At 64.4% G+C, this 20,417-nt stretch carries 23 protein-coding genes and 1 tRNA gene; 12 read left to right on the forward strand and 12 right to left on the reverse strand.

Annotated elements, in window-relative coordinates:
* Positions 1–12 precede the first annotated feature (12 nt).
* From XH83_RS21240 to XH83_RS21250, 3 genes are all read right to left on the reverse strand, one after another.
* A complete protein-coding gene (locus XH83_RS21240) occupies positions 13–405 on the reverse strand; it encodes a curlin (protein ID WP_194402724.1) in 393 nt (130 codons plus the stop codon).
* 120 nt (positions 406–525) lie between these two features.
* On the reverse strand, positions 526–927 hold the full coding sequence (locus tag XH83_RS21245; RefSeq protein WP_194402725.1) for a curlin subunit CsgB: 402 nt from the start codon (positions 925–927) through the stop codon (positions 526–528).
* Positions 928–1,106: 179 nt separating this feature from the next.
* Positions 1,107–1,754, reverse strand: a complete 648-nt coding sequence (locus XH83_RS21250) for a response regulator transcription factor (protein ID WP_194402726.1) — start codon at positions 1,752–1,754, stop codon at positions 1,107–1,109.
* Positions 1,755–2,338: 584 nt separating this feature from the next.
* Here XH83_RS21250 and XH83_RS21255 point away from each other — a divergent pair.
* From XH83_RS21255 to XH83_RS21275, 5 genes are all read left to right on the forward strand, one after another.
* Entirely contained in the window at positions 2,339–3,766 is a 1,428-nt protein-coding gene (locus XH83_RS21255) for an efflux RND transporter periplasmic adaptor subunit (protein WP_194402727.1), read from the forward strand.
* A complete protein-coding gene (locus XH83_RS21260; protein WP_194402728.1) occupies positions 3,763–4,488 on the forward strand; it encodes an ABC transporter ATP-binding protein in 726 nt (241 codons plus the stop codon). Before XH83_RS21255 ends, XH83_RS21260 begins: the two co-directional genes overlap by 4 nt.
* A complete protein-coding gene (locus tag XH83_RS21265) occupies positions 4,485–5,708 on the forward strand; it encodes an ABC transporter permease (protein WP_194402729.1) in 1,224 nt (407 codons plus the stop codon). Before XH83_RS21260 ends, XH83_RS21265 begins: the two co-directional genes overlap by 4 nt.
* A 51-nt stretch (positions 5,709–5,759) precedes the next feature.
* Positions 5,760–6,035 (forward strand): response regulator transcription factor, encoded by a 276-nt coding sequence (locus tag XH83_RS21270; protein ID WP_194402730.1) that lies wholly within the window; start codon positions 5,760–5,762, stop codon positions 6,033–6,035.
* A 467-nt stretch (positions 6,036–6,502) separates the two neighbouring features.
* On the forward strand, positions 6,503–8,356 hold the full coding sequence (locus XH83_RS21275; RefSeq protein WP_194402731.1) for a nucleotide pyrophosphatase/phosphodiesterase family protein: 1,854 nt from the start codon (positions 6,503–6,505) through the stop codon (positions 8,354–8,356).
* Positions 8,357–8,391: 35 nt separating this feature from the next.
* On the opposite strand, the gene XH83_RS21280 is transcribed toward XH83_RS21275, so the two are convergent.
* On the reverse strand, positions 8,392–8,964 hold the full coding sequence (locus XH83_RS21280) for a hypothetical protein (protein WP_194402732.1): 573 nt from the start codon (positions 8,962–8,964) through the stop codon (positions 8,392–8,394).
* Positions 8,965–9,356: 392 nt separating this feature from the next.
* Between XH83_RS21280 and XH83_RS21285 the strand changes: the two genes are divergently transcribed.
* On the forward strand, positions 9,357–10,016 hold the full coding sequence (locus XH83_RS21285; protein ID WP_194402733.1) for a peroxiredoxin: 660 nt from the start codon (positions 9,357–9,359) through the stop codon (positions 10,014–10,016).
* Between the two features lie 116 nt (positions 10,017–10,132).
* On the opposite strand, the gene XH83_RS21290 is transcribed toward XH83_RS21285, so the two are convergent.
* A complete protein-coding gene (locus tag XH83_RS21290; RefSeq protein WP_194402734.1) occupies positions 10,133–11,863 on the reverse strand; it encodes a methyl-accepting chemotaxis protein in 1,731 nt (576 codons plus the stop codon).
* 170 nt (positions 11,864–12,033) lie between these two features.
* Here XH83_RS21290 and XH83_RS21295 point away from each other — a divergent pair, with 170 nt between their 5' ends.
* A complete protein-coding gene (locus tag XH83_RS21295) occupies positions 12,034–13,425 on the forward strand; it encodes a deoxyribodipyrimidine photo-lyase (RefSeq protein WP_246776287.1) in 1,392 nt (463 codons plus the stop codon).
* 65 nt (positions 13,426–13,490) lie between these two features.
* Positions 13,491–13,808, forward strand: coding sequence for a histone (locus XH83_RS21300; protein ID WP_194402735.1), 318 nt, complete (start codon positions 13,491–13,493; stop codon positions 13,806–13,808).
* Between the two features lie 60 nt (positions 13,809–13,868).
* Here the strand turns inward: XH83_RS21300 and XH83_RS21305 are convergent, their stop codons facing one another.
* Both XH83_RS21305 and XH83_RS21310 read right to left on the reverse strand, forming a co-directional pair.
* On the reverse strand, positions 13,869–14,741 hold the full coding sequence (locus XH83_RS21305) for a DMT family transporter (RefSeq protein WP_194402736.1): 873 nt from the start codon (positions 14,739–14,741) through the stop codon (positions 13,869–13,871).
* A gap of 97 nt (positions 14,742–14,838) precedes the next feature.
* Positions 14,839–15,285 (reverse strand): hypothetical protein, encoded by a 447-nt coding sequence (locus tag XH83_RS21310; protein WP_011088070.1) that lies wholly within the window; start codon positions 15,283–15,285, stop codon positions 14,839–14,841.
* A 290-nt stretch (positions 15,286–15,575) separates the two neighbouring features.
* Here XH83_RS21310 and XH83_RS21315 point away from each other — a divergent pair, with 290 nt between their 5' ends.
* Positions 15,576–15,839 carry a hypothetical protein gene (locus tag XH83_RS21315; protein ID WP_194402737.1) on the forward strand — a complete coding sequence of 88 codons (264 nt, stop codon included), beginning with the start codon at positions 15,576–15,578 and terminating at the stop codon, positions 15,837–15,839.
* 33 nt (positions 15,840–15,872) lie between these two features.
* Here the strand turns inward: XH83_RS21315 and XH83_RS21320 are convergent, their stop codons facing one another.
* Entirely contained in the window at positions 15,873–16,334 is a 462-nt protein-coding gene (locus XH83_RS21320; protein ID WP_194402738.1) for a host attachment protein, read from the reverse strand.
* A 39-nt stretch (positions 16,335–16,373) separates the two neighbouring features.
* Positions 16,374–16,784, reverse strand: a complete 411-nt coding sequence (locus XH83_RS21325; protein WP_194402739.1) for a DUF3775 domain-containing protein — start codon at positions 16,782–16,784, stop codon at positions 16,374–16,376.
* 232 nt (positions 16,785–17,016) lie between these two features.
* Between XH83_RS21325 and XH83_RS21330 the strand changes: the two genes are divergently transcribed.
* The 3 genes from XH83_RS21330 to XH83_RS21335 all read left to right on the forward strand — a co-directional run bounded on the left by XH83_RS21330 (position 17,017) and on the right by XH83_RS21335 (position 18,720).
* Positions 17,017–17,304, forward strand: coding sequence for a hypothetical protein (locus XH83_RS21330; protein WP_194402740.1), 288 nt, complete (start codon positions 17,017–17,019; stop codon positions 17,302–17,304).
* A 170-nt stretch (positions 17,305–17,474) separates the two neighbouring features.
* Positions 17,475–17,609 (forward strand): hypothetical protein, encoded by a 135-nt coding sequence (locus XH83_RS40235; RefSeq protein WP_256438969.1) that lies wholly within the window; start codon positions 17,475–17,477, stop codon positions 17,607–17,609.
* A 145-nt stretch (positions 17,610–17,754) separates the two neighbouring features.
* Complete coding sequence (locus XH83_RS21335) at positions 17,755–18,720, forward strand: AraC family transcriptional regulator (protein ID WP_194402741.1); 966 nt, start codon at positions 17,755–17,757, stop codon at positions 18,718–18,720.
* 60 nt (positions 18,721–18,780) lie between these two features.
* Here XH83_RS21335 and XH83_RS21340 read toward each other — a convergent pair.
* The 3 genes from XH83_RS21340 to XH83_RS21350 form a co-directional block, all read right to left on the reverse strand.
* Positions 18,781–18,857, reverse strand: a tRNA-Arg gene (locus tag XH83_RS21340).
* 148 nt (positions 18,858–19,005) lie between these two features.
* Entirely contained in the window at positions 19,006–19,500 is a 495-nt protein-coding gene (locus XH83_RS21345; RefSeq protein WP_194402742.1) for a hypothetical protein, read from the reverse strand.
* Positions 19,501–19,673: 173 nt separating this feature from the next.
* Positions 19,674–20,246 carry a hypothetical protein gene (locus XH83_RS21350; protein WP_194402743.1) on the reverse strand — a complete coding sequence of 191 codons (573 nt, stop codon included), beginning with the start codon at positions 20,244–20,246 and terminating at the stop codon, positions 19,674–19,676.
* Between the last annotated feature and the right edge of the window lie 171 nt (positions 20,247–20,417).

Raw genomic sequence — 20,417 nt, forward strand, 5'->3', positions numbered from 1 at the left:
CTTCAGATCCGCTCACGGAGCCTGCTGGATGATCGTCGAGCCGTTCAGGATTCCGAGCTGACCGACGCCGGCCGTGTTGTTGGCGCCGATCTGGCCGATCAGGCTCGAATTGCTGCCACCGACCTGGCCGGCCAGCGCGGTGTTGGTCGCAGTCGGGGTGGTGCCGCCCTGCCCGATCACCGAATTGTTGACGGTCAGGAGCGAGCCCGTCTGCAAGGTGATCGCGGTGTTGGTGGCGCCGAACTGCAGCGTCGTGGCGCTGTTGCTGGTGCCGCCACTCTGCGAAATGAACGACGTGTTGGTGTTTCCGAATTGCAGCACGCTGGCCGTGTTGCCGGCCTGTGCATCGGCGGCCGTCAGCGTGGCGAACGCCGCAAAAGTTGCAATGAAATAGGTGATCCGCATGTCAATTCCTCCGCGAGAATGAGCGAGCCGTCGCAATCGATCGGCCGGCCGGTAGCGGTGTATTCGAGATTGGCGCGGACGCACCGCAACTGGATGCGTCCGGCCGAACGGTTGCGTGGTTCAGTGCGCCGTCTGCGAGACGGTGCTGCCGTTGACGCCGAACACGCTGAGCTGGCCGACGGCGGCGGCGTTGTTCTGCAGCGCGGGCGGCCCGAACGAGTTCTGGGTGATCGCGCTGCCGTTGTTGCCGAACGCCACCTGGCCGGTGGTCGCCGAGTTCTGCACGCCGATCTGGTTCACCGTGCTCGCGTTGTTGAGCGAGGCCGAACCGGTGCCCTGCATCGTGGACGCAGTATTCACGATGCCGAGCTGGCTGGTCGACGAGCTGTCGTTGGTGAGGCCGTTCTGCGTGACGGACGAGCCGTTCACGACGCCGACCTGCACCGTGGTCGAGGTGTTGGCGGCCTGCGCCGCGGAGGACAAGGCGAACAATGCAACGGAAGCAAAAAACAATTTGCGCATGGAATATCCCTTTCTGGACAAGTTGTCTGACTTGAGTACGGATGCCGTCTTGGAAGAGGCCGACATCGTAGGGATACTTTGAACCGATCGCGGCCTGCGCGACAGACTGCCATTCATGCTAATCGGTACGGACTAGACGCCTGCGATGAAATGCGGCACGTGACAGCGCGCGAGCCGCGCTATCCCGCGCCGGCGCGCGGCGTCTCCGCTTCACGCCCCATGCTGTCGATCAGCCGCACCACCTCGATCGGCGTACGCAGCTCCAGCTTTCGCATCATCCTGGCGCGATGCACTTTCGCCGTCACCTCGCTCACGCCGAGCCGCGCGGCGATCTGCTTGGCGATGAGCCCCTCGGCCATCAGCAGCATGATCTCGCGCTCTCGCGCCGTCAGCGTCTCGACGCGCTGGCGCGCTTCGCGCACGACGTCCTCGCGCTCGAGGCGCCTGCGATCGCGCTCGATGCCATGCCTGATCGCGTCGAGGATCTCCTGCTCGCGAAAAGGTTTCGGCAGAAACTCGACCGCGCCGCGCTTCATGGCCTCGACCGAGACGCGGACGTCGGAATGGCCGCTGATGAAGACGATCGGAATCGGCACGCCCGTCTCGGCGAGGCGGCGCTGCAGTTCGAGTCCGGTCGGCGACGTGCCGGGAAAGCGGACGTCGAGCACGAGGCACGAAGGACCGGGCGAAATGCTCTCCGCGAGAAACGCCTCCGTCGTGGCGAACAGCTTCACCTGGTGTCCGGTCTCCTCGCAGAGATTTCCGATCGCAGTTCGAATCTGAATTTCGTCGTCAACGACATAAACTGTGGCTTGACCTGAATTCATGAGCAACGGGCTCCCCGGCTTGCGGCTCGATGAAAAAACCGAGCCGTCCATTCTTCTTGCAAGCGTGATCAAGGTGCTTGGATAAAATCGCAGCGATCGAACGAGGCGCATCGCTCCGCCGGTTCGACCTCTTAGAGCCAACTCGCGCCTGAGACGAGTGAAGGCGTTCACATATCGGGCTTCGTGATTGAAGTGATTCGACCTCGCCGCCGCCGGCATCGAGGCGGGCTGATCTCGATAATGCGACGTTCCTGCGTCGTGGTATCGCCAGTTGCGTCATGCATCGCCACTCATGGGCCGGCTTGAACGCCCTGCACCGGCCGCTTCGGCCAGAGCAAACGGGACGTTCAGTCAGCTTGTCGAGTTCGATACCGCGCGCCTCATATCGATACGCTTCGTATGCATCCGCAGCAAATCACGAAAATTCGCGGCTTACGATTTTACGTCTGGATCATCAGCCGCACCCGACCGTCGCCCCATCAGCGGCGACATACTGACGATCGATATCGCTTTGGGGGATTTACAACCATAGCGCGATCTTTTGTTCGTGCCGCCAGCCATTATTCGAGAGGCGGGTTTTTGATATGCGATTTGTACCAATCATTGCCTTGCTTGGAACTGCCTGCAGCCTCGCCGCGGTCTATGCCGCAGGGCCCGCCGTCATCGGCGCGGCCGGGAGCGCTGCGGACAAGGCCTCGCACGCGCTGGAATCGACCCGACGCCTGCTCGTGCCTGCCGGACGCAATGCCGCGTCATTCGGGCCCGATTCGCCCGTATTCCGCTACGCGTCGATCCAGCGCGGCAGCATCGAGCAGACCGTCACCGTCACGGGCGCCCTGCAGCCCGTCAAGACGATCGAGGTGGGTTCCCAATTGTCCGGGCAGCTCGCCCGGGTCTATGTCGATTTCAACGACACCGTCGCCAGGGATCAGCCGCTCGCCTTGATCGATCCGCGCAGCTTTGCCGCCAAGGTCGACGAAGCCAAGGCTTCGCTCGCCGTCGCCAATTCCCTGGTCGACATCGCCAGGGCCAAGCTCGATCGCGCCAAAATCGACCTGCAAAACGCCAGAGGCAGCCGGGACGTGCTCGCCGCCAAGCTCGAGAGCGCCCAGGCGGTGAAGAGCTCGGCGCAGAAGACCCTGCAGCGCAAGCTGGCGCTGCAGTCGCAAAACGTGGTGGCGACGACGGCGGTTGACGACGCGCAGACGGAGTTCACCGCGCGCCTCGCCCAGGAGCGCGAGGCCGAGGTCCTGATGTCCCTCAACTCCTATTCGGTGGAAGGTGCGCAGGCCGATGTCCGCCGCATCGAGGCGGAGCTGCAACAGGCGCGAATGGCCGTGCCGGAGAAGGCGGCGGTGCTCGCCGCGGCGCAGGCCGATCTCGACCGCACCGTGATCCGCTCGCCGATCGACGGCGTCGTCGTCGGCCGGTTCGTCAACGAGGGCCAGACCCTCGCGGTTGGGTTGGAATCGCGCACCACCTTCGTGGTGGCCCACCGCCTGGAAGACATGGAGATCCATGCACAGGTCGACGAGGCCGATATCGGCCGCATCGCCCCCGGCCAGCGCGCGCATTTCACCGTGGACGCCTACCCCGACCGCCGCTTCGAGGCGGTGGTGCGACAGGTCCGCAAGGCCCCGCAGACCCAGCAGCACGTCGTCACCTACACCGTCGTTCTTGCGACCTCCAATCTCGACGGCGCGCTGCTGCCCGGGATGACCGCTTTGGTGAAGATCGTGATCGAACGGCAGGACGATGTTTTGAAGGTGCCGCTTGCGGCGCTGCGCTTCCAGCCCTCCGGCACACGGCCCGATCCGGCCGGCACGCACAGCGGCGTGTGGGTGCGCACCGCAAGCGGCGCGCTCCAGCGTATTGCCGTGACGGTCGGCGCGGCCGGCACCGAGCAAGTCGCACTCAAGGGCGGAGACCTCGACGAGGGCAGTCAGGTCGCGATCGGCCAGGCGATCCGTCCAGCGGGCTTCGAATTTCTCGGCATCAGGTTCGGATCATGACCTCTTCCCCGCCCCTTATCAGCCTCCGGTCGGTCAGCAGGACCTACCGCACCGACGGGATCGCGGTGACTGCGGTGCGCAATGTCAGCTTCGACATCGCGCAAGGCGAGATCGCGGCCGTGATGGGGCCGTCCGGCTCCGGCAAATCGACACTGATGAACATGATCGGGCTGCTCGACCTGCCGAACGAGGGCGCCGTCTATCTCGAGGGCGCCGACGTCGCCGGTCTGTCGGAAGATCGCCGGTCGTCCTTGCGAGCGCGCAGCATCGGCTTCGTGTTCCAGTCCTACAATCTCCTGGCCCGCCACAACGCGCTCGAGAACGTCGCGCTGCCACTGGTCTATTGCGGCATCAACCGCAGGGAACGCCTGGCGCGCGCGGAAGCGAGCCTTCAGGCCGTCGGCATGCTGCACCGGGCCCATCATTTCCCGCGGCAGCTCTCGGGCGGCGAGCAGCAGCGCGTCGCGATTGCGCGCGCGCTGATCGCCTCCCCGCTGATCGTGCTCGCGGACGAGCCGACCGGCGCGCTCGACAGCCGCACCGGCGCCGAGATCCTGGCCTTGTTCGCCGCGCTCAACCGGAGCGGCCAGACCATCGTGATGATCACGCATGATCCGGGCATCGCGACGCAGTGCCGCCGCACCATTCGCCTGCATGATGGCGAGCTTGTCAGCGACGAAACGCTGGCTCCGATCCTGCCGAAACGGAGCGCTCTGTCATGACGATGCTCCAGGCCTTTCAAATCGCACTGCACGCCTTGCGGCTCAATCCGCTGCGCAGCTTCCTCACCATGCTCGGCATCGTGATCGGCGTCGCCTCCATCGTGACGGTGTTCGCGATCGGGGCCGGCGCGCAGCTGCGTCTGCAGGAGCAGATCCGCTCGATCGGGGCCAACGTGCTGATGATCACCCCCGGTGCGGTCTACCAAGGCGGCGTGCGTCTCAAGGACGGCAGCAAGCTGACGATGACTGAGGGCGACGTGCAGGCCATCCTCGAACAGATTCCGGAAATCCAGGCCGCCGCCGGCTCGCTCGCCGGAACGGCGCAGGTCATCCACGAGGGCAAGAACTGGAATACGACCATCAACGGCACCACGACGGGGCATTTCATGGTCCGCGACTGGCAGCTCGCGAGCGGTCGCTATTTTTCCGGTTCCGAAGAGGCCGGCGCCGGCAAGGTCGTGATCCTCGGAAGCACGGTCGCACGCGAGCTGTTCGCGGACGGCGACGACCCGATCGGCGCGCAGATCCGGATCATGAAGGTGCCGCTCGAGGTGGTCGGCGTTCTCGACCGCAAGGGCCCCGCGCAGGACGACGTCGCCTTCGTGCCGCTCGCCACCGCCAAGCTGCGTTTCCTCGGCAGTGCCAGCAACATCAACAGGGATTCGGTCGCGTACATCATCGCCAAAGTCGCCGGTGACGGACAGATGGCGGGCGCGCGAGCGGAGATCGAGAATTTGCTGCGGCAGCGCCACCGTATCCCCGCCGGCCAGGAGGACGATTTCAAGGTCCAGGATCCGGCCGCCGCGATGGAGGCGCAGCAGGGCGCGATCCGCACTGTCGCGCTGCTGCTCGTCGCCATCGCCTCGGTCTCGTTGCTCGTCGGCGGCATCAGCATCATGAATGTCATGATCGTGTCGGTCACCGAGCGCACGCGGGAGATCGGAATCCGCCGTGCGCTGGGCGGGCGGATGCGGGACATCCGTCTGCAGTTCCTGTGCGAGGCACTCGTGCTCTGCCTGCTCGGCGGAGCCATCGGGGTTGCCGGCGGCGTCACGCTCTCGATGACGGTCGCCCGCATGGCAGGATGGGTCACCTCGATCGACGGTCAGGCGATCGGCCTTGCCCTCGTGTTCTCGATCGCCACCGGCCTCATCTTCGGTTTCTATCCCGCCCACAAGGCATCCAAGCTCAGCCCCATCGAGGCGCTCAAAACGGAGTGAGAAGATGCTGGAAGCGGACCATTCAGCGCGTAGCCCAGGGAGGAGCCCATCATGAGCCCGGATCCGAAGGATTCGATAGCACCGACGCCGCGCGAGCGCGAGCTGATGATGTTGATCGCGCGAGGGCTGCAGAACAAGAACATCGCCTACGAGCTCAAGATCTCCGAGAACACGGTGCGGGCGCATATCGGCAACATCATGCGCAAATACCGGCTTCAGAACAGGACGCAGATCGCGATCGCGTTTGCCCTGCACGCGGCCCCGTTGTCGCTACGCCGCGATCTCGCCAGACCCGACCGCCATCCGCAGGCGCCAAAGCCCGCTTAGGCCGCTGCACAAAGTCCGGCGGTGCTTCTTGCTCCGTCATTGCGAGCGCAGCGATTTGCCCGCCGAAGCCTAGGTGAAGGCGGAAGCAATTCAGAGTCTTTCCGCGGAGGAATTCTGGATTGCTTCCTGCGCTCGCAATGACGAAGTTGAAGCAGTGATGCGCTAAACACCGCTCTCGTACCCCAAACACAGCGCAGCGCTTCCCCGGCGATGCGAAGCATCGTCCGGTTCAGCGGTGCGCTGCCGAGCCGGGGCCCATGTTGTAGCGGGCCGTGCAGCCTGCTGGGTCCCGGCTCTGCGCAGCAGCGCGAAGGGCGTTGCAGCGCGTCCGAGACACGAGACCAAGCCCCCTCCCCAGCCCTCTTGCATGGCTCTCAGCTCTTGTAACACAACCGTCATGCAGCGAAACTAAACGAAGCCGGGGCCGCGGGTTGCGGCCGTGCCGCCTCACCGCAGGGAGAGATTTGATGCGCCGTTCACTGCTGTTGCTGTCCGCTGGATTGACAATCTTGTCCACCGGATTTGCCTCCGCCCAGAACAACACGCCCCGCAATCTGATCCTGTTCATTCCGGACGGCCTGCGCGCGCTGAAGGTCAATCCCGACACGGCGCCCGCCATGGCCGAGGTCCGCGACAAGGGCGTCAATTTCAAGAATTCGCACTCGCTGTTCCCGACCTTCACCATGGCCAACGGCTCGGCGATGTCGACCGGCCATTATCTCGGCGACACCGGCGTGTTCTCCAACACGATCTGGACCAATTACACCTCCGTTCCGGCAGGCAATACGGTCGTCCCCTTCATCGAGAACGACGCCGTGCTCGGCGATATCGACGAGCATTTTAGCGGCAACTACCTCAACGAGGACACCCTCCTGAAGCTGGCGCGCGACAAGGGCTACAGCACCGCCGCGCTGGGCAAGCATGGTCCGACCTATCAGTTCGACCACACCGACAAGCCCGAAAAGCCCGGCCTGCATTCGATCGTGTTCGACGACGCCACCGGCGGCAAGAACGGAGTGGCGCTGTCCGACGAGGTGAAGGACGCCCTCACCAAGGCGGGCCTGCCCACCACCACGCCGCCGCGTGGCGACAATGCCAAGGCGGGCGATGCCAAGACGCCCGGCACCACGTCCGCCAACGTCGCGCAGCAGGCCTATTTCGCCGACGTCGCCGCCAAGGTGGTGCTGCCGATGTTCAAGGCGCGCAACAAGCCATTCGTGCTGGTGTTCTGGTCGCGCGATCCCGACGGCAGCCAGCACAACACCGGCGACAGCCTCAACCAGATCAAGCCCGGCATCAACGGTCCGACCTCGTTGGCCGGCATCAAGAACGCCGACACCAACCTCGCCCAGCTCCGCAAGGCGCTCGACGAGCTCGGGCTCACCGCCTCGACCAACATCATCGTGTCGGCCGACCACGGCTTCTCCACCATCTCCAAGGAAAGCAAGACCAGCCCCTCGGCCAAGGTCAGCTATGACGACACGCCGGCAGACTTCCTACCGATGGGCTTCCTGGCGCTCGATCTCGCCAAGGCGCTCGACCTGCCGCTGTTCGACCCCAACGACAAGAACGCGAAGATCGAGGGCAACAAGCATCCCAAGGCCGGCAACGGCGTGCTCGGCAAGGATCCGGAGAAGCCCGATCTCGTCGTCGCCACCAATGGCGGCTCCGACCTCGTCTATCTCCCGAACAAGGACAAGAAGCTGGCGGAGAAGACCATCAAGGCGCTGCTCGCGCAGGACTACGTCTCCGGCCTGTTCGTCGACGATTCGCTCGGCCGCTTCCCCGGCACGCTGCCGCTGTCGAGCCTCAATCTGCGCGGCAAGGCCGCAACGCCGACCCCGTCGATCGTCGTCAACTTCCGCTCCTATGCCAGCGATTGTGGCGAGGCGCCGACCAATTGCTCGGTGCAGGTCGCCGACACCGTGCTGCGCCAGGGCCAGGGCATGCATGGCAGTTTCAGCCGCGGCGACACCATGAACTTCATGGCCGCGATCGGTCCGGATTTCAAAGCCGGCTTCGTCGACGAGCTGCCGGTCAGCAATGCGGATGTCGGCATGACGGCCGCCCGGCTGATGGGCCTGCGGGCGACGCAGAAGGGAGAGCTGGTCGGCCGCGTGATGTCGGAAGCCATGCCCAACGGCCCCGTGCCGAAGGCCTATGCGGGCACGCTGAAGTCCAAGCCGGCCGAGGGCGGCCTGACCACCGTCCTGAACTTCCAGCGCGTCGGCAGCCAGCACTATTTCGACGCCGCCGGCTTCCCGGGCCGCACGCTCGGCCTCGAGCCGGACGCCGGCAAACAAAAAACGGCGGGGAAATAACCCCGCCGTTCGATCTCGTCAGAGACGCTGAGACGTTACATCCCGATGTCGAACACGTTCGGCAATTGGCCGGCCAGAGGCAGCGCGGTGGCGCCGAGGAACGTCGCCACCATCGCCATGAGGCGACGGTTGTTGTGGCGCTTGCCGCGCATCTGGGCGGCGATCCACTCCAGCATCTCGCTGTTGACCTTGGAGGCATAGGACGGCGCCCAGCTCTCGATCTCGGTGTCGGCCGCCAGCGCGACGCTGCGCGGCGGCACCTTCAGGCCCGATGCGCTTGCGGCATAATGGGCGACGGCCTTGGCGAGCAAATCGTCGAACCGGCCGGCATCGGTGCGCTCGGTCGCGGCCTCGTTGATCTCGAACAGGATCTCGGCCTCGGCGCAGCTGACCGGCTGATCGTTGACGGCGGTCGCGGTCAGGATCCGCGTGCACCAAGCGGTGTCATCGGCATCCAGCGAACGGGAGAAATGCACCCTTCCCTTGGTGGTCGGGCCTTCGCCGGTGATCACGCCGTCGCGCACGATGGAGAGTGCGTGGGCCGCGGTATCGCGGCAGGACGGTTCGAGAGACGGCGACTCGACAGATTTAGGCGCAGCGGCAGACATAGTTCACTTCCAGACTTCTTCTGATCGGCCAGCATTTTCATGCCGGCGTAAAGGGGTGGTTAACGATTCGATACGGGGATCGCGACTTTTCTAGATGGTTGCCAATTGGTCGCTGTCAGGACCGTTTTGGTTCTAGGACGCGCCGGGCGAGCGTGATGGAAGTCATAAAAGGCATAATCGGGGCGAGCGAGACCGTGTGACCCCGGGTGGGGATGTTTCGCCGCAGGTGCCGCTGTAACAATAAGTTGCTAGAAAATCGGGCCTTCAGGCAAGGAATTCACATTTTACTTGAGCGGGTTCAGTTGCCGTTCACTTGGCACTGCAAGGCCCTTATAATGAGCAGGACGACCCGCGAGAATTCGCCAGTTAATTCAATACGATGAGGTAAGATCATGACACTTCCGATCGGCGCCACCGCACCCGACTTCGAAGCCGAGACCACCGAAGGGAAGATCAAGTTCCACGACTGGATCGGCAACAGCTGGGCGCTGTTGTTCTCGCACCCCAAGGACTTCACGCCGGTTTGCACGACCGAGCTCGGGGCCCTCGCCAAGCTGAAGCCGGAGTTCGACAAGCGCGGCGTCAAGCTGATGGGCCTGTCGGTTGATCCGGTCGACCGCCATGCCAAATGGTCGGAAGACATCAAGGAGACGCAGGGCGCAGCTCCGAACTTTCCGATGATCGGCGACACCGATTACAACGTCTCGAAGCTCTACGGCATGCTGCCGGCCGCCATCTCGGGCGATCCCCTCACCCGCACTGCCGCCGACAACCAGACCGTCCGCAACGTCTTCATCATCGGGCCGGACAAGAAGATCAAGCTGGTGCTGGTCTATCCGATGACCACGGGCCGGAACTTCCAGGAAATCCTGCGCGTCGTCGACTCGCTCCAGCTCACCGCCAAGCATCGCGTCGCCACCCCGGCCGACTGGTCGCAGGGTGACGACGTCATCATCGCGGGCTCGGTCTCCAACGACGAGGCCAAGACGATCTATCCGCAGGGCTGGAAGGAGCCGAAGCCCTACATCCGCATCGTGCCGCAGCCGAAATAGTCGACAGTCATTCCGGGGCGGTCCGAAGGACCGAGCCCGGAATCTCAGGATGCTCTGGTGCGCAATTGCGCACCAGAGTTCGGTGCTTCGCACCGCCCCGGGATGACAACGCTGGCTTACGCCGCCCGCACGCGGTCGAGGAAACCGTCGACCTCTGCCTTCAGATGCAGGCTTTCGCCCGATAGCGCCTGGGCCGAGGCGAACATCCGGCTCGACGTCTCGCCGGTCTCGCTGGCGCCCTTGGCCGCATGGCGGACGTTGACGGCGACATCGGCCGTGCCTGAGACCGCCGCGCGAACGCTCGCCGCGATGTTGTGGGTTGCGCTTTTCTGCTGCTCGACCGCAGCCGAGATCGAGCCGGCAATCCCGCTGATGCGCTCGATGGTCTGGCTGATCGCCTTGATGGCGGCGACCGATTCCTCGGTCGCGAGCTGCATGCTGGCGATCTGGTTCGAGATCTCGTCAGTCGCCTTGGCGGTCTGGCCAGCCAGCGTCTTGACCTCCTGAGCCACCACCGCGAAGCCGCGGCCGGCATCGCCCGCGCGCGCGGCCTCGATGGTGGCGTTCAACGCCAGCAGATTGGTCTGCTCGGCGATCGAGGTGATCAGCTTGACGACGTCGCCGATCCGCGCGCCGGCCTCCGACAGCTGCGCGATGCGCTGGTCGGTCGCCTCGGCCTGTTGCACCGCCTCGGCCGAAATCTGGTTGGATTCCTGCACGCGCCGGGCGATCTCGGAGATCGATTGAGACAGCTCGTCCGAGGCCGATGCGGCCGAACGCACGTGTTCGGAAGCATTTTCGGAAGCCCCGGCGGACTGCGCCGAAAGATCGGCGGTGGAGCGGGCGACGTCGGTCAGCTGACGCGCCGCGCGCTCGAATTCGCTGGAGGAGGTCAGCACCTTGTCGAGGATGCCGCCGACGCTGCCGCGGAACTCCTCGACGAAGTTGCGCAGGTCGGATTTGCGCTGCTCGACCGCCGCGGCCGAGGCCGCCGCCTGCTCGCTACGCATGCGCGCGCGCTCCAGCGAATTGCTCTTGAACACCGCGACGGTGCGGGCGATCTCGCCGATCTCGTCGGCGCGATCCTCGCATTCGATCGCGACGTCGCTCTGGCCGTTGGCAAGCGCCGTGAGCGAGCGCGTGACCGAGGTGAGCGGCCGGGTGACGCGGCGGACGACCAGCATGGTCAGGACCAGCACCAGAAGCGCGGCAAGGCCGGCGGCCACGGCCATGCTCTCGATGGCGTGGGCCAGCATGCTTTCGTACTGGATCATGGGGATGCCGACATAGAGAATGCCGACGACCTTGCCGGCCCCGTCCGCGATCGGGAAATAGGCGGTCATGAATGTCTTGCCGAACAGCGTCGCCGGCCCCTTATAGGCCTCGCCCCGGCGCAGCGGCGCCTGCCCCGGATGGTCGGCGGCCAGCTGGGTGCCGACGGCGCGGTCGCCATTTTCCTTTTTCACGTTGGTGGAGCGGCGGACGAACTGCCCGCTGGCATCATCGTACACGAACAGGGTCGCATTGCCGCCGACATAGGACACCGCGCGATCGACGATGGCGTGGTCCGTAAAGCTGGGCATCGCGGGGATTTCGGCACGCACCACCGCGCCATCGCGCATCGTGATCTTGGCGGCCGGAACGATCTCGGTGAAGGCCAGCGCCAGCGTGCGCAGATTGACCTCGATGTCGCGCAATGCGCGATCGTTGAAGGCGGAGGTCAGCGACCAATAGCCGGCGCCGACCACGAGTGCCGTGTTCACGGCGATCAGCAGCACGGCGCACAGAACCGCCTTGGTGCCGAGCTTGAACTGCGGCAACAACTTCCCGGTCAAAACGTTGGACATGAATGGAATTACCCCCGTAATTCCTGCATATTCGTGCAACGCCCTTACGGTCCCATTAACGACGGTTCATACCGCCGGGGGCCGGCATGCCTTCCAAATCGTAAACGAGGACACTCCTGACCCCGCCCAGCGTGCCGCCCATCATCGTCTGGTTTCGCGACGATCTTCGCTTGTCCGACCATCCCGCCCTGCACGCCGCCGCGACATCAGGTGCGCCGGTGGTCTGCCTTTATGTCCTCGACGACAGCGTCGCGCGCCCACCCGGCGGAGCAACGCGCTGGTGGCTGGCGCAGTCGCTGCGGGCGCTCGGCGCAGCGATCGCTGCGCGCGGCGGATCGCTGGTGCTGCGCCGGGGACCGGCGGCCAGGATGATCCCGGAATTGGTCCGCGAAACCGGGGCCCGCTCCGTCTACTGGAATGGGATCGCGCAGGCGCCGCATCAGGCCGTCGAGCGCCAGCTCGAGGCGGCACTGGCAAGGCTCGGCGTGGACTCGCAGAGCTTCCCTGGCGATCTCCTCGTCCCGCCCTCGGCCATCCGCACCAAGGAGGGCCGCGGCTTGCGCGTGTTCACGCCGTTCTGGCGACGCGTGCTATCGCTCGGCGATCCACCCAAGCCCTTGCCGGCACCGAAGGAGCTTCGCCCGCCTGCGATGGTTGCGAGCGACAGGCTGGAGAGCTGGAAGCTCGAGCCGGCCAAGCCGGATTGGGCGGGCGGCCTGCGCGAGACATGGACACCGGGCGAAGCGTCCGCCCGGGCGCGCCTGCGCGACTTCCTTGGGCATACCGTGCGCGGCTATGTCGGCGACCGCGATCGACCGGATCGCGAAGGCACCTCCGGCCTGTCGCCGCATTTGAGGTTCGGCGAGCTCAGCCCGCGCCAGGTCTGGCATGCCGCGCAGTTCGCCGCGGACGAAGATCCGGCACTCGGCCCCGGCATTGAAAAGTTCCTGAGCGAGCTCGGTTGGCGCGAGTTCTGCCGCCACCTCCTCCACGACCATCCCGACCTCGCCAGCGAAAACCTGCAGACGAATTTCGACGGCTTCCCCTGGAAACGCGACGCCAAGGCGCTCGCCGCCTGGCAGCGCGGCCGCACCGGCTATCCGATCGTCGATGCCGGCCTGCGCGAGCTCTGGCACACCGGGGTGATGCACAACCGGGTGCGGATGGTGGTGGCGTCCTTCCTGGTCAAGCACCTCCTGATCGACTGGCGCGAGGGCGAAGCCTGGTTCTGGGACACGCTGGTCGATGCGGATGCCGGCAGCAATCCCGCCAATTGGCAATGGGTCGCTGGCTGCGGCGCCGACGCCGCGCCCTATTTCCGCGTATTCAATCCGCAGCTGCAGGGCGAGAAGTTCGATCCGGATGGAACCTATGTCCGGCGCTGGGTGCCGGAGCTGCAAGAGATGCCGGCCAAGCTGATCCATCAGCCTTGGCAGGCCACGCCGATCGAGCTTGCGAGCGCAGGCATCCCGCTCGGCAAGACCTATCCGCACCCGATCATCGATCACGCGAGAGGACGCGAACGTGCGCTCGCCGCCTACGCAAAGATCCGCAAAGGTTGAGCGTTGCTTTGACACAAATATGAAACGCGCTATCGTCATCGCTCCATACAACCGTGGGGGACGACATGGACGACGACAAGCCGATCACCGAACAGGCGATGGAGACGATCACCACAGCCGTGGAAGCGACCAAGGAAGCGGCGGTCACCGCCGTCAAGAAGGTCAGGAAAGCCGCCAAGAAGGTCGCGAAGAAAGTAGCGCCGAAGAAGGCTTCCAAGAAGAAGGCCAAGAAGGCCCCGAAGAAGAGTTCGAAGAAGGCCGCCAAAAAGGCCACCAAGAAATCTGCGAAGAAGGCGGCCAAGAACACCGCAAAGAAGGCCGCCAAAAAGACCGCCAAGAAAGCTCCAAAGACAAAGAAGAAGGCCAAGAAGGGCAAGCGCTGATCGCGGCGCTCTGACCGGGTCTCCGGATGCGAGCGCGTCCGGAGACCTGTCCTCACCGCGCTAGACGCGCCGGTTGACCACGAACACCGCAGCGGCGCACATCGCCATGCCGGCGATCGCCAGCGCATCGAGCTTCTCGCCGAACAGCGTGTAGGCCATCAGCGCCGTCACGGCAGGCACCAGATAGAACAGGCTAGCGACCGAGGTCGCCGCCGCGTGGCGGATCAGCCAATAGAGCAGCCCGATCGATCCGATCGAGAGCGCCACCGCGAGCCAGGCGAGCGCGAGCACGAACTCCTGCGTCCAGTGCACCACGCGGTCTTCGAACAGGAAGGCCCCGATCGCGAAGAAGATGGTGACGGCGACATATTGCACCAGATTGCCGGCGCGCCAGTCGATCTGGTTGCAGTAGCGGCGCTGATAGAGCGTACCGAGTGTGATGCTGATCAGCGAAACCACCGAGGCGAGCCAGCCCAGCCCGGCCTCCCCCGTCATGGGACGGTTGTGCAGGATCATCACCACGCCGCCGAGGCCGAGCACGAGCCCGGCCCATTGCACCGGCGTCACGCGCTCGCCGAGCCAGCGATTGGCAATCGTCGAGGTCAGGATCGGTTGGAGGCCGGGGATCAGCGCGGAGAGCCCGGCGGGAATCGAATGCGCGATCGCGATCGCGGTGCCGCCGAGATAAAAGCCATGGACCAGGATGCCGGCGACCGCGCTGTGCGCAATGCCGGCGCGATCGGGCCATTTCGGCCGTGCGAGGCCGGCGATGATCGCCATCAGGCCGACCACGATCGCCATGCGGATGGCGAGATAGGTCAAGGGATCGGCGTTGTTGACGACGTATTTGGTGCCGATGAAGCCCGTGCTCCAGAGCAGGACGAACAGGATCGGCGCGGCGCGGGCGGTCAGGGCTTCTTGATTATGGTTCATTGCCGCCCTCATTGCCCCAGCGGGGGCCATGCGGCAATGCGAATTTGGTCCTGATGATGCTGCGCTGCGACGGACGGTGGCGGCTCAGCCTAGCGGCTCACCACTCTTCCGGACAGGGGTCGATGATCTTCCAGAGCTCGACGCCGTTCTTAATCTTTTTCATGTCGGTGGTGAGCCCGCCATTGCGACGGATCCAGTCCTTCACCGTGTCGGGGTAGTAGGACATCAGGTCGGACGTCCCCTCGGAGCTGGTCACCTTGATGCCGAAGGTGAAGGCCTTGTCGTAATAGGCCTGATGGAAGCCAAGGCTTGCGCGCGGTGTCACGCAGATCTTGTTCATCGGCACGATACCGAGCACCAGCGTGCAGGCCGAATTGCAGATGCCGTCGATGATGACGCGCTCGCCCTTCTCGCGGACGCGCTTGTACTTGGCCTTGTATTCCTCGACATAGCCGCCGTGGTCGCGGGTGATATGCAGCTCGGCCCGCGCCGGCGTGGCGGCGGCGAGGCAGAGCAACAGCAGGCTCAGGAGCGTGATGCGCATGGCGAGGTGACGGCGAAAGCCTTCAGGAATGTACCGGCCTCGAAGGAGCCCCGAGGGCCGGCGACAGGATTCTTAACCGAATAGTCTTTGGTCATACTTGTGTGGGGAATTCGTTAAGCATCCCGAAAAGGCCAAAAATGGGCAGGCTTGACCGCCATACCCGGCAATTCTGTCACACCGGCCCCGGAATCTGCGGGATCAGCCCCGATTTCGGGGGGCCGGACGGGTGCCCTGGCGGTTTGAAATGGCTATAGATGACTGATCTATTCGTGCGGGTCCGGAGAATCGAGATGAGCAAGTTGACGCTAGTCGCCGCAATTGCTGCCCTGTCGGCCGCCATTCTAGCCCCTGGCCTGGCCGAGGCGCGGGGCCATCACCGGCACTACCGCGCCTACGCCAACCCGCTGCCCTACCCGATCAGCTATATCCACAATTACGGCCCCGGCATCACCCCCGGCACATTCGCCTTTTACGACGGGCCCTCGACCAACCATTGCTACCAGAGCGCGGCCGCCTATGTCGGCCAGGACCGCCGCCGGCACCCCTGCTACTGAGGGACGCCGGCGCCGGCCAATGTCAGGACGCCCCTATTTGGCGGCGCCCGACAGCAGCAATTGCTTCTCGATCTCGTAGACCGGCAGCTTGACGAGATCCTTGCCGACCTCATTCTGGATCGCCTTGCGCACGACGTCCGAATAATCGGCGCGGATCATGCCGAGCGCGCGCGGTGAGGCCACCATGGTCAGCGCCGTGGTCTCGCCGGAACTGACGGCGGCATCGAGCCGGCCGGCCAGGTTTCGCAGGAAGGTACGCTCGGCCTCGTCGTGCCAATCGGTCTGCTCGGCGGAGCTGCGGACACCGCCGGCCGCGGCATGCAGGCGCCCCGGCGCATCGGTCCCCTGCGCACTGGTCGAGGGATTGGGCTGCTCGTGCACCTCCTTGGTGTGAAGGTTCGGAAACATCTCGTCGCCGAGGTTTTCCAGAATCAGCGCCTTGCGCCCGTCGCACACCACCAGCCAGTCGCCCTTGTCGATTCTCATTTTATCCATTGCAACTCTCCTTGAAACTTACGGACGCCCCGTCCCGCATCAGAGATGTTCTTCGAATTCCTCGAAGGACTTGCCGAACTGCGCCATCGCCTCCTCCAGGTAATCGGCGAGCATTGGCGTGCCGATCAGGTAGGAAGCGGTGCGGTGGTTGTGGGCCTGCGCCGCCTGGGTATGCAATTCGCGCCAATTGGAGAGATCGCCGTCGCCGCGACCAAGCCAGGTCAGCGCCACGAGGTCGATCTGCTCGTCGACATTGAGATCGCGGATGAAGCCCGCGAGCTCCGCACGGTCGGTGGTGTCGCCGCGCCCGCCGCGGCCATAGCTCATGTCGTCATCGCCGAACTCCAGGATGACGCCACCTCCGGCCGCCTCGACGTCGGACCGGCGCGATTTCGAGATGACGAAGAAGACTTTCTCCGGCGAGATCGACAGATTTGGAATGACTCGCATCCAGTTCACCTTGCCCGGCAGCACGCACCATGCTGCTGCCACGCAACAACACTATGAGCCGAGGCAGAGTTGCGAATTGCGCAGGATCAAGGTCTAGGCATGGTGATGCGGCCTACGCCGGCTCGCCGGGCGAATTGCTGAAGATCTGTTCATCAGCATTACATTTCGGCTCCGCCACAATTTGATCAGAACAACTTCGATATCCTGTCTTGAGTAAGCGGAGGAAGACATCATGACTCTCAAGATCGGCCTCGTTGCCGCAGCCCTCTCTGGTGCCGTGTTGGGTACCCTGGCGGCGTCGCCGGCGGCGTCCGCCATGCCCATCGCGCCCGCGCCTGCGACGTCGCAGGTCTCCGGCGTCGAGCAGGTCCGCATGGTCTGCGATGCCTGGGGACGCTGCTGGTGGCGCCCGAACTATTATGGGTATTACGGTCCGCGGCCGTATTACGGCCCGCGGTATTATGCGCCGCGCTATTACGGTCCACGTTATTACGGCTATCGCGGCTATCGCCGCTGGTAACATCTGAAGGGGCCCTCGGGGCCCCTTCGCTTTTGCGAGATCACGTCTCGCACGGTCGTCGCCCGTCTGGAGCGATTCCAAAACTGATCTAGATCAAAGCTGAAAACCGCCCGCACCGTCATTCTACGGGAATGGTCGAGCTGATCGTTTTTCGATGCCCGCAGACGGGCATGAACGTGCAGACGCATCTGGAGAAGCAGCAGAGCCAGGAGGGACGGAGCTTTTCGTCCTTTGCCTGTCCCGCCTGCACCCGGCTGCATTTCATCGACCTCGCGTCCGGAAAGCCGATGAGCCGAGAACGTTGACGGTGGCATTGATCAGACAGGCATCATGGCATGATGTCCGCAATACTACGGCCTGGAATTCGATTTACTGGAACGCGATGTTTCGCCATTGATGGCGATGCATCGACGTTCATTTGATTGTCACATTTCAGCAGCCGGCCAGATCATGTTGTTCGACGCCCTCGTTCCATCCTCAGCGCTTCAGCTCATCGGCTTTGCCAATGTCGATGCGTTTCGGCCGGTCGAGACGATGGAGGATGCCAGAAGCATCCCGCTCGACGTCTCGAACTTCGCGGCGGCCCGCGCCGTCGTCTCTCTGCCCGCGTGCCGCATCATCATGATGAGATCGTTCGCGCGCATCCTGGACACCGCCTATCGGGTGCCGGGCGGGATGGTGATCCTGTCCATGACCGACGACCTCCAGGTCAACCTCAAGGGCCTGGACCTCGATGCGCGCTTCTTCGTTACGCTCTGCGGCAACGACGAATGCCATTTCGTCGAGCCGCAAACCAATCATTATGCAATGATCATCTTCTCTCCCGAGCTGAAGGACCGGGGCTGGTTCGATCGGGCCGACGATTTGCGGGCCCATGGTGCCAACCGGCCTGCCCTGCTCCACACGCGGCAACTCCTGCTCGACATCCTGCGAACCGCCTCAGTGCAGCCTCTCCTGTTTGGGACCACCGAGGTGGCGGCCCATCTCCAGGAAGGCCTGCTGCTCGCGCTCGACGATTTGTTTCAGAACAATTCGACGCCGGATCGCGCTGCCTCGCTCCAGGGCGAGCGTTCGATCAAGCTCGTGCAGCGGATCGACGATTACGTCGCGGCCCATCCGACCGCACCGATCTATACCGCCGATCTCGCCGGCGAGTTCGGCGTCTCGATCCGGACGCTCGGCGGCGCGGTGAGCAAGGTGCGGGGCATGAGCCTGCATCAGTATATCCGCCTCAAGAGGCTGTGGGCGACCCGCGCCCGCCTTCTCAGGGGTGGCGGCGCCACCGTCGCCACCTGCGCGCGCGCCCAAGGCTTCCATCATCTCGGTGAATTTGCCGCGGCCTACCGCGCGACGTTCCACGAGACCCCCTCCGACACGCTCGCCCGCGGGCGGCAAGGCAATCTCCGTCAGGGCTGACTGACGCGGCCCTCCCGGCCCAGCGCCGGTTCGGAACAGATCTGGAACGCGGGGAAAGACTGGCGCGCTCGGAAGGATTCGAACCTCCGACCCTCGGAATCGAAATCCGATGCTCTATCCAGCTGAGCTACGAGCGCCCTGGCCTCGTTTGACCAGAACCGAGAAACACCGCAGGACGGCTGGCAAGCCAGCGCGCCGATGGGCGTTCGGATGGGGTGGAATTAGCAGAGAGGCTCACCAATAAAAAGCCCTCCCCGCTTGTTTCCAGGCGGGGCGCGGCCGTTCCTACCAGGTGTTGCCGAAGAAGCCGAACTGCGGGCGCTGCGCCACCATCATCGGCCGGTCCTGCTGTTGCGGCACCGAATGCGCCCTGGCGGTCTTGCGCTTCGGCGGCTGGGCTTGCGCCTGAACCTGCCGCTTGGCGTCCTTCTTCCCCGCGGCAGCGTCGGCCTTCGGTTCCGGTGTGAACTGGGCGAAGGTCTCGCGCACCCGCGCCTTGGCCGACATCTCGGCGAGCGCAGCCGCCGAGGCGATATCGGCGGGCTGAGGCGCGACGACGGCCGCGGTCTTCACTGCAGGCGGGACGATCGTGGGCTGGGTGGTGTCGAGCACGACACGCTCGGGCAGATGGCGGTCGGAGCGGATCCGGATCAGCGGCTGATCATTGCTGACCGTGGTGACGGCCTGGGCGACCGGCTGCGATGGCAGAGCGAAGTTCGCTGCGAACAGCAGTGCGAGCAAAGCTCCACCGACAAAGACGAAATATCGAAAGATGGGCATTGGCCGCGCTCCGCCCCCCCGCATCCCCGCGTGGGCTCTCCGCCCTCAACAGGCGATCTCTTAATTGGTTCCTGGCCCAGCCGTTCGGTTCAAATGGCGACGCGAGGTTTTTTGGCCAAGGGGTCGCGGAGTGCCGCGGAGGGTAACTTTTCCGCTACCGGAACATGCCGCCTCTACGCGCGGCGCGCCGCAACCAGAGAGCATTTCGCCTGATCGGCATTCACGTTGACGAAGCCGACGGGAATCCGCGCAAAGGTCTTGCGGCTCTTCATGCTGACCTGATCTGCCAGCACGCGATTGCGATCGGTGAGATGGCTGCCATCCCGCCGCGCAAAGGCGCAGACGATTTCGACATCCTTTACGGCATAGTCATTGTCGTTTCGCAGCGTGAACGTCACCAGGGCTTTTGAGCCAAGACCGCCGCGGCGCCAGGTCTGGGACGAGATCCTGAGACGACCAAGATCTGCCAGAGCCGGGACCTGAGCTTCGAACGCCGGGGATGCCGACGCTGCAGGATCGCTCGAAGGCGCAGTCTCGACGGCGGCCACCTCGGACGTCACCTGCTCAGCGCTGTTGCCTTTGGACAGAGGCAGCAGCATCCAGACGCCGCAGCCGACGATGATGGCGGCCAGCAACCACAACAGGCTGCGGCCAAATGAGACGCTGGCGATCGTGACGGCCCGCGCCAGCCGCTCGCCGGTCCCGGCAAAGCGTCCCAATCCGATCCGATCGAACCTGGCGTTCATGGTTGCATCACCAATCGCGGCCGAACCTCGTCGAGCGACGGAATAGGCCACTGCTTACTTAAATCGGGAAGACGACCTAAGGTTCCCGCACAGTTGCGAATCGGCGAGGACGGTGGCGATCACCGATCACGGCCGCTAACATGCGCTGCAACATCGCGAACGACCATCGGG

This window comes from Bradyrhizobium sp. CCBAU 53351 (assembly GCF_015291745.1).
Taxonomy (GTDB): Bacteria; Pseudomonadota; Alphaproteobacteria; order Rhizobiales; family Xanthobacteraceae; genus Bradyrhizobium.

Coding starts and splice junctions, on each gene's coding strand:
- XH83_RS21245 (WP_194402725.1), bottom strand. CDS start 927: ATGCGCAAATTGTTTTTTGCTTCCGTTGCATTGTTCGCCTTGTCCTCC.
- XH83_RS21300 (WP_194402735.1), top strand. CDS start 13,491: ATGGACGACGACAAGCCGATCACCGAACAGGCGATGGAGACGATCACC.
- XH83_RS21265 (WP_194402729.1), top strand. CDS start 4,485: ATGACGATGCTCCAGGCCTTTCAAATCGCACTGCACGCCTTGCGGCTC.
- XH83_RS21320 (WP_194402738.1), bottom strand. CDS start 16,334: ATGGATAAAATGAGAATCGACAAGGGCGACTGGCTGGTGGTGTGCGAC.
- XH83_RS21290 (WP_194402734.1), bottom strand. CDS start 11,863: ATGTCCAACGTTTTGACCGGGAAGTTGTTGCCGCAGTTCAAGCTCGGC.
- XH83_RS21240 (WP_194402724.1), bottom strand. CDS start 405: ATGCGGATCACCTATTTCATTGCAACTTTTGCGGCGTTCGCCACGCTG.
- XH83_RS21310 (WP_011088070.1), bottom strand. CDS start 15,285: ATGCGCATCACGCTCCTGAGCCTGCTGTTGCTCTGCCTCGCCGCCGCC.
- XH83_RS21285 (WP_194402733.1), top strand. CDS start 9,357: ATGACACTTCCGATCGGCGCCACCGCACCCGACTTCGAAGCCGAGACC.
- XH83_RS21270 (WP_194402730.1), top strand. CDS start 5,760: ATGAGCCCGGATCCGAAGGATTCGATAGCACCGACGCCGCGCGAGCGC.
- XH83_RS21315 (WP_194402737.1), top strand. CDS start 15,576: ATGAGCAAGTTGACGCTAGTCGCCGCAATTGCTGCCCTGTCGGCCGCC.
- XH83_RS21275 (WP_194402731.1), top strand. CDS start 6,503: ATGCGCCGTTCACTGCTGTTGCTGTCCGCTGGATTGACAATCTTGTCC.
- XH83_RS21280 (WP_194402732.1), bottom strand. CDS start 8,964: ATGTCTGCCGCTGCGCCTAAATCTGTCGAGTCGCCGTCTCTCGAACCG.
- XH83_RS21335 (WP_194402741.1), top strand. CDS start 17,755: ATGTTGTTCGACGCCCTCGTTCCATCCTCAGCGCTTCAGCTCATCGGC.
- XH83_RS21260 (WP_194402728.1), top strand. CDS start 3,763: ATGACCTCTTCCCCGCCCCTTATCAGCCTCCGGTCGGTCAGCAGGACC.
- XH83_RS21330 (WP_194402740.1), top strand. CDS start 17,017: ATGACTCTCAAGATCGGCCTCGTTGCCGCAGCCCTCTCTGGTGCCGTG.
- XH83_RS21350 (WP_194402743.1), bottom strand. CDS start 20,246: ATGAACGCCAGGTTCGATCGGATCGGATTGGGACGCTTTGCCGGGACC.
- XH83_RS21305 (WP_194402736.1), bottom strand. CDS start 14,741: ATGAACCATAATCAAGAAGCCCTGACCGCCCGCGCCGCGCCGATCCTG.
- XH83_RS21250 (WP_194402726.1), bottom strand. CDS start 1,754: ATGAATTCAGGTCAAGCCACAGTTTATGTCGTTGACGACGAAATTCAG.
- XH83_RS21255 (WP_194402727.1), top strand. CDS start 2,339: ATGCGATTTGTACCAATCATTGCCTTGCTTGGAACTGCCTGCAGCCTC.
- XH83_RS21325 (WP_194402739.1), bottom strand. CDS start 16,784: ATGCGAGTCATTCCAAATCTGTCGATCTCGCCGGAGAAAGTCTTCTTC.
- XH83_RS40235 (WP_256438969.1), top strand. CDS start 17,475: ATGAACGTGCAGACGCATCTGGAGAAGCAGCAGAGCCAGGAGGGACGG.
- XH83_RS21345 (WP_194402742.1), bottom strand. CDS start 19,500: ATGCCCATCTTTCGATATTTCGTCTTTGTCGGTGGAGCTTTGCTCGCA.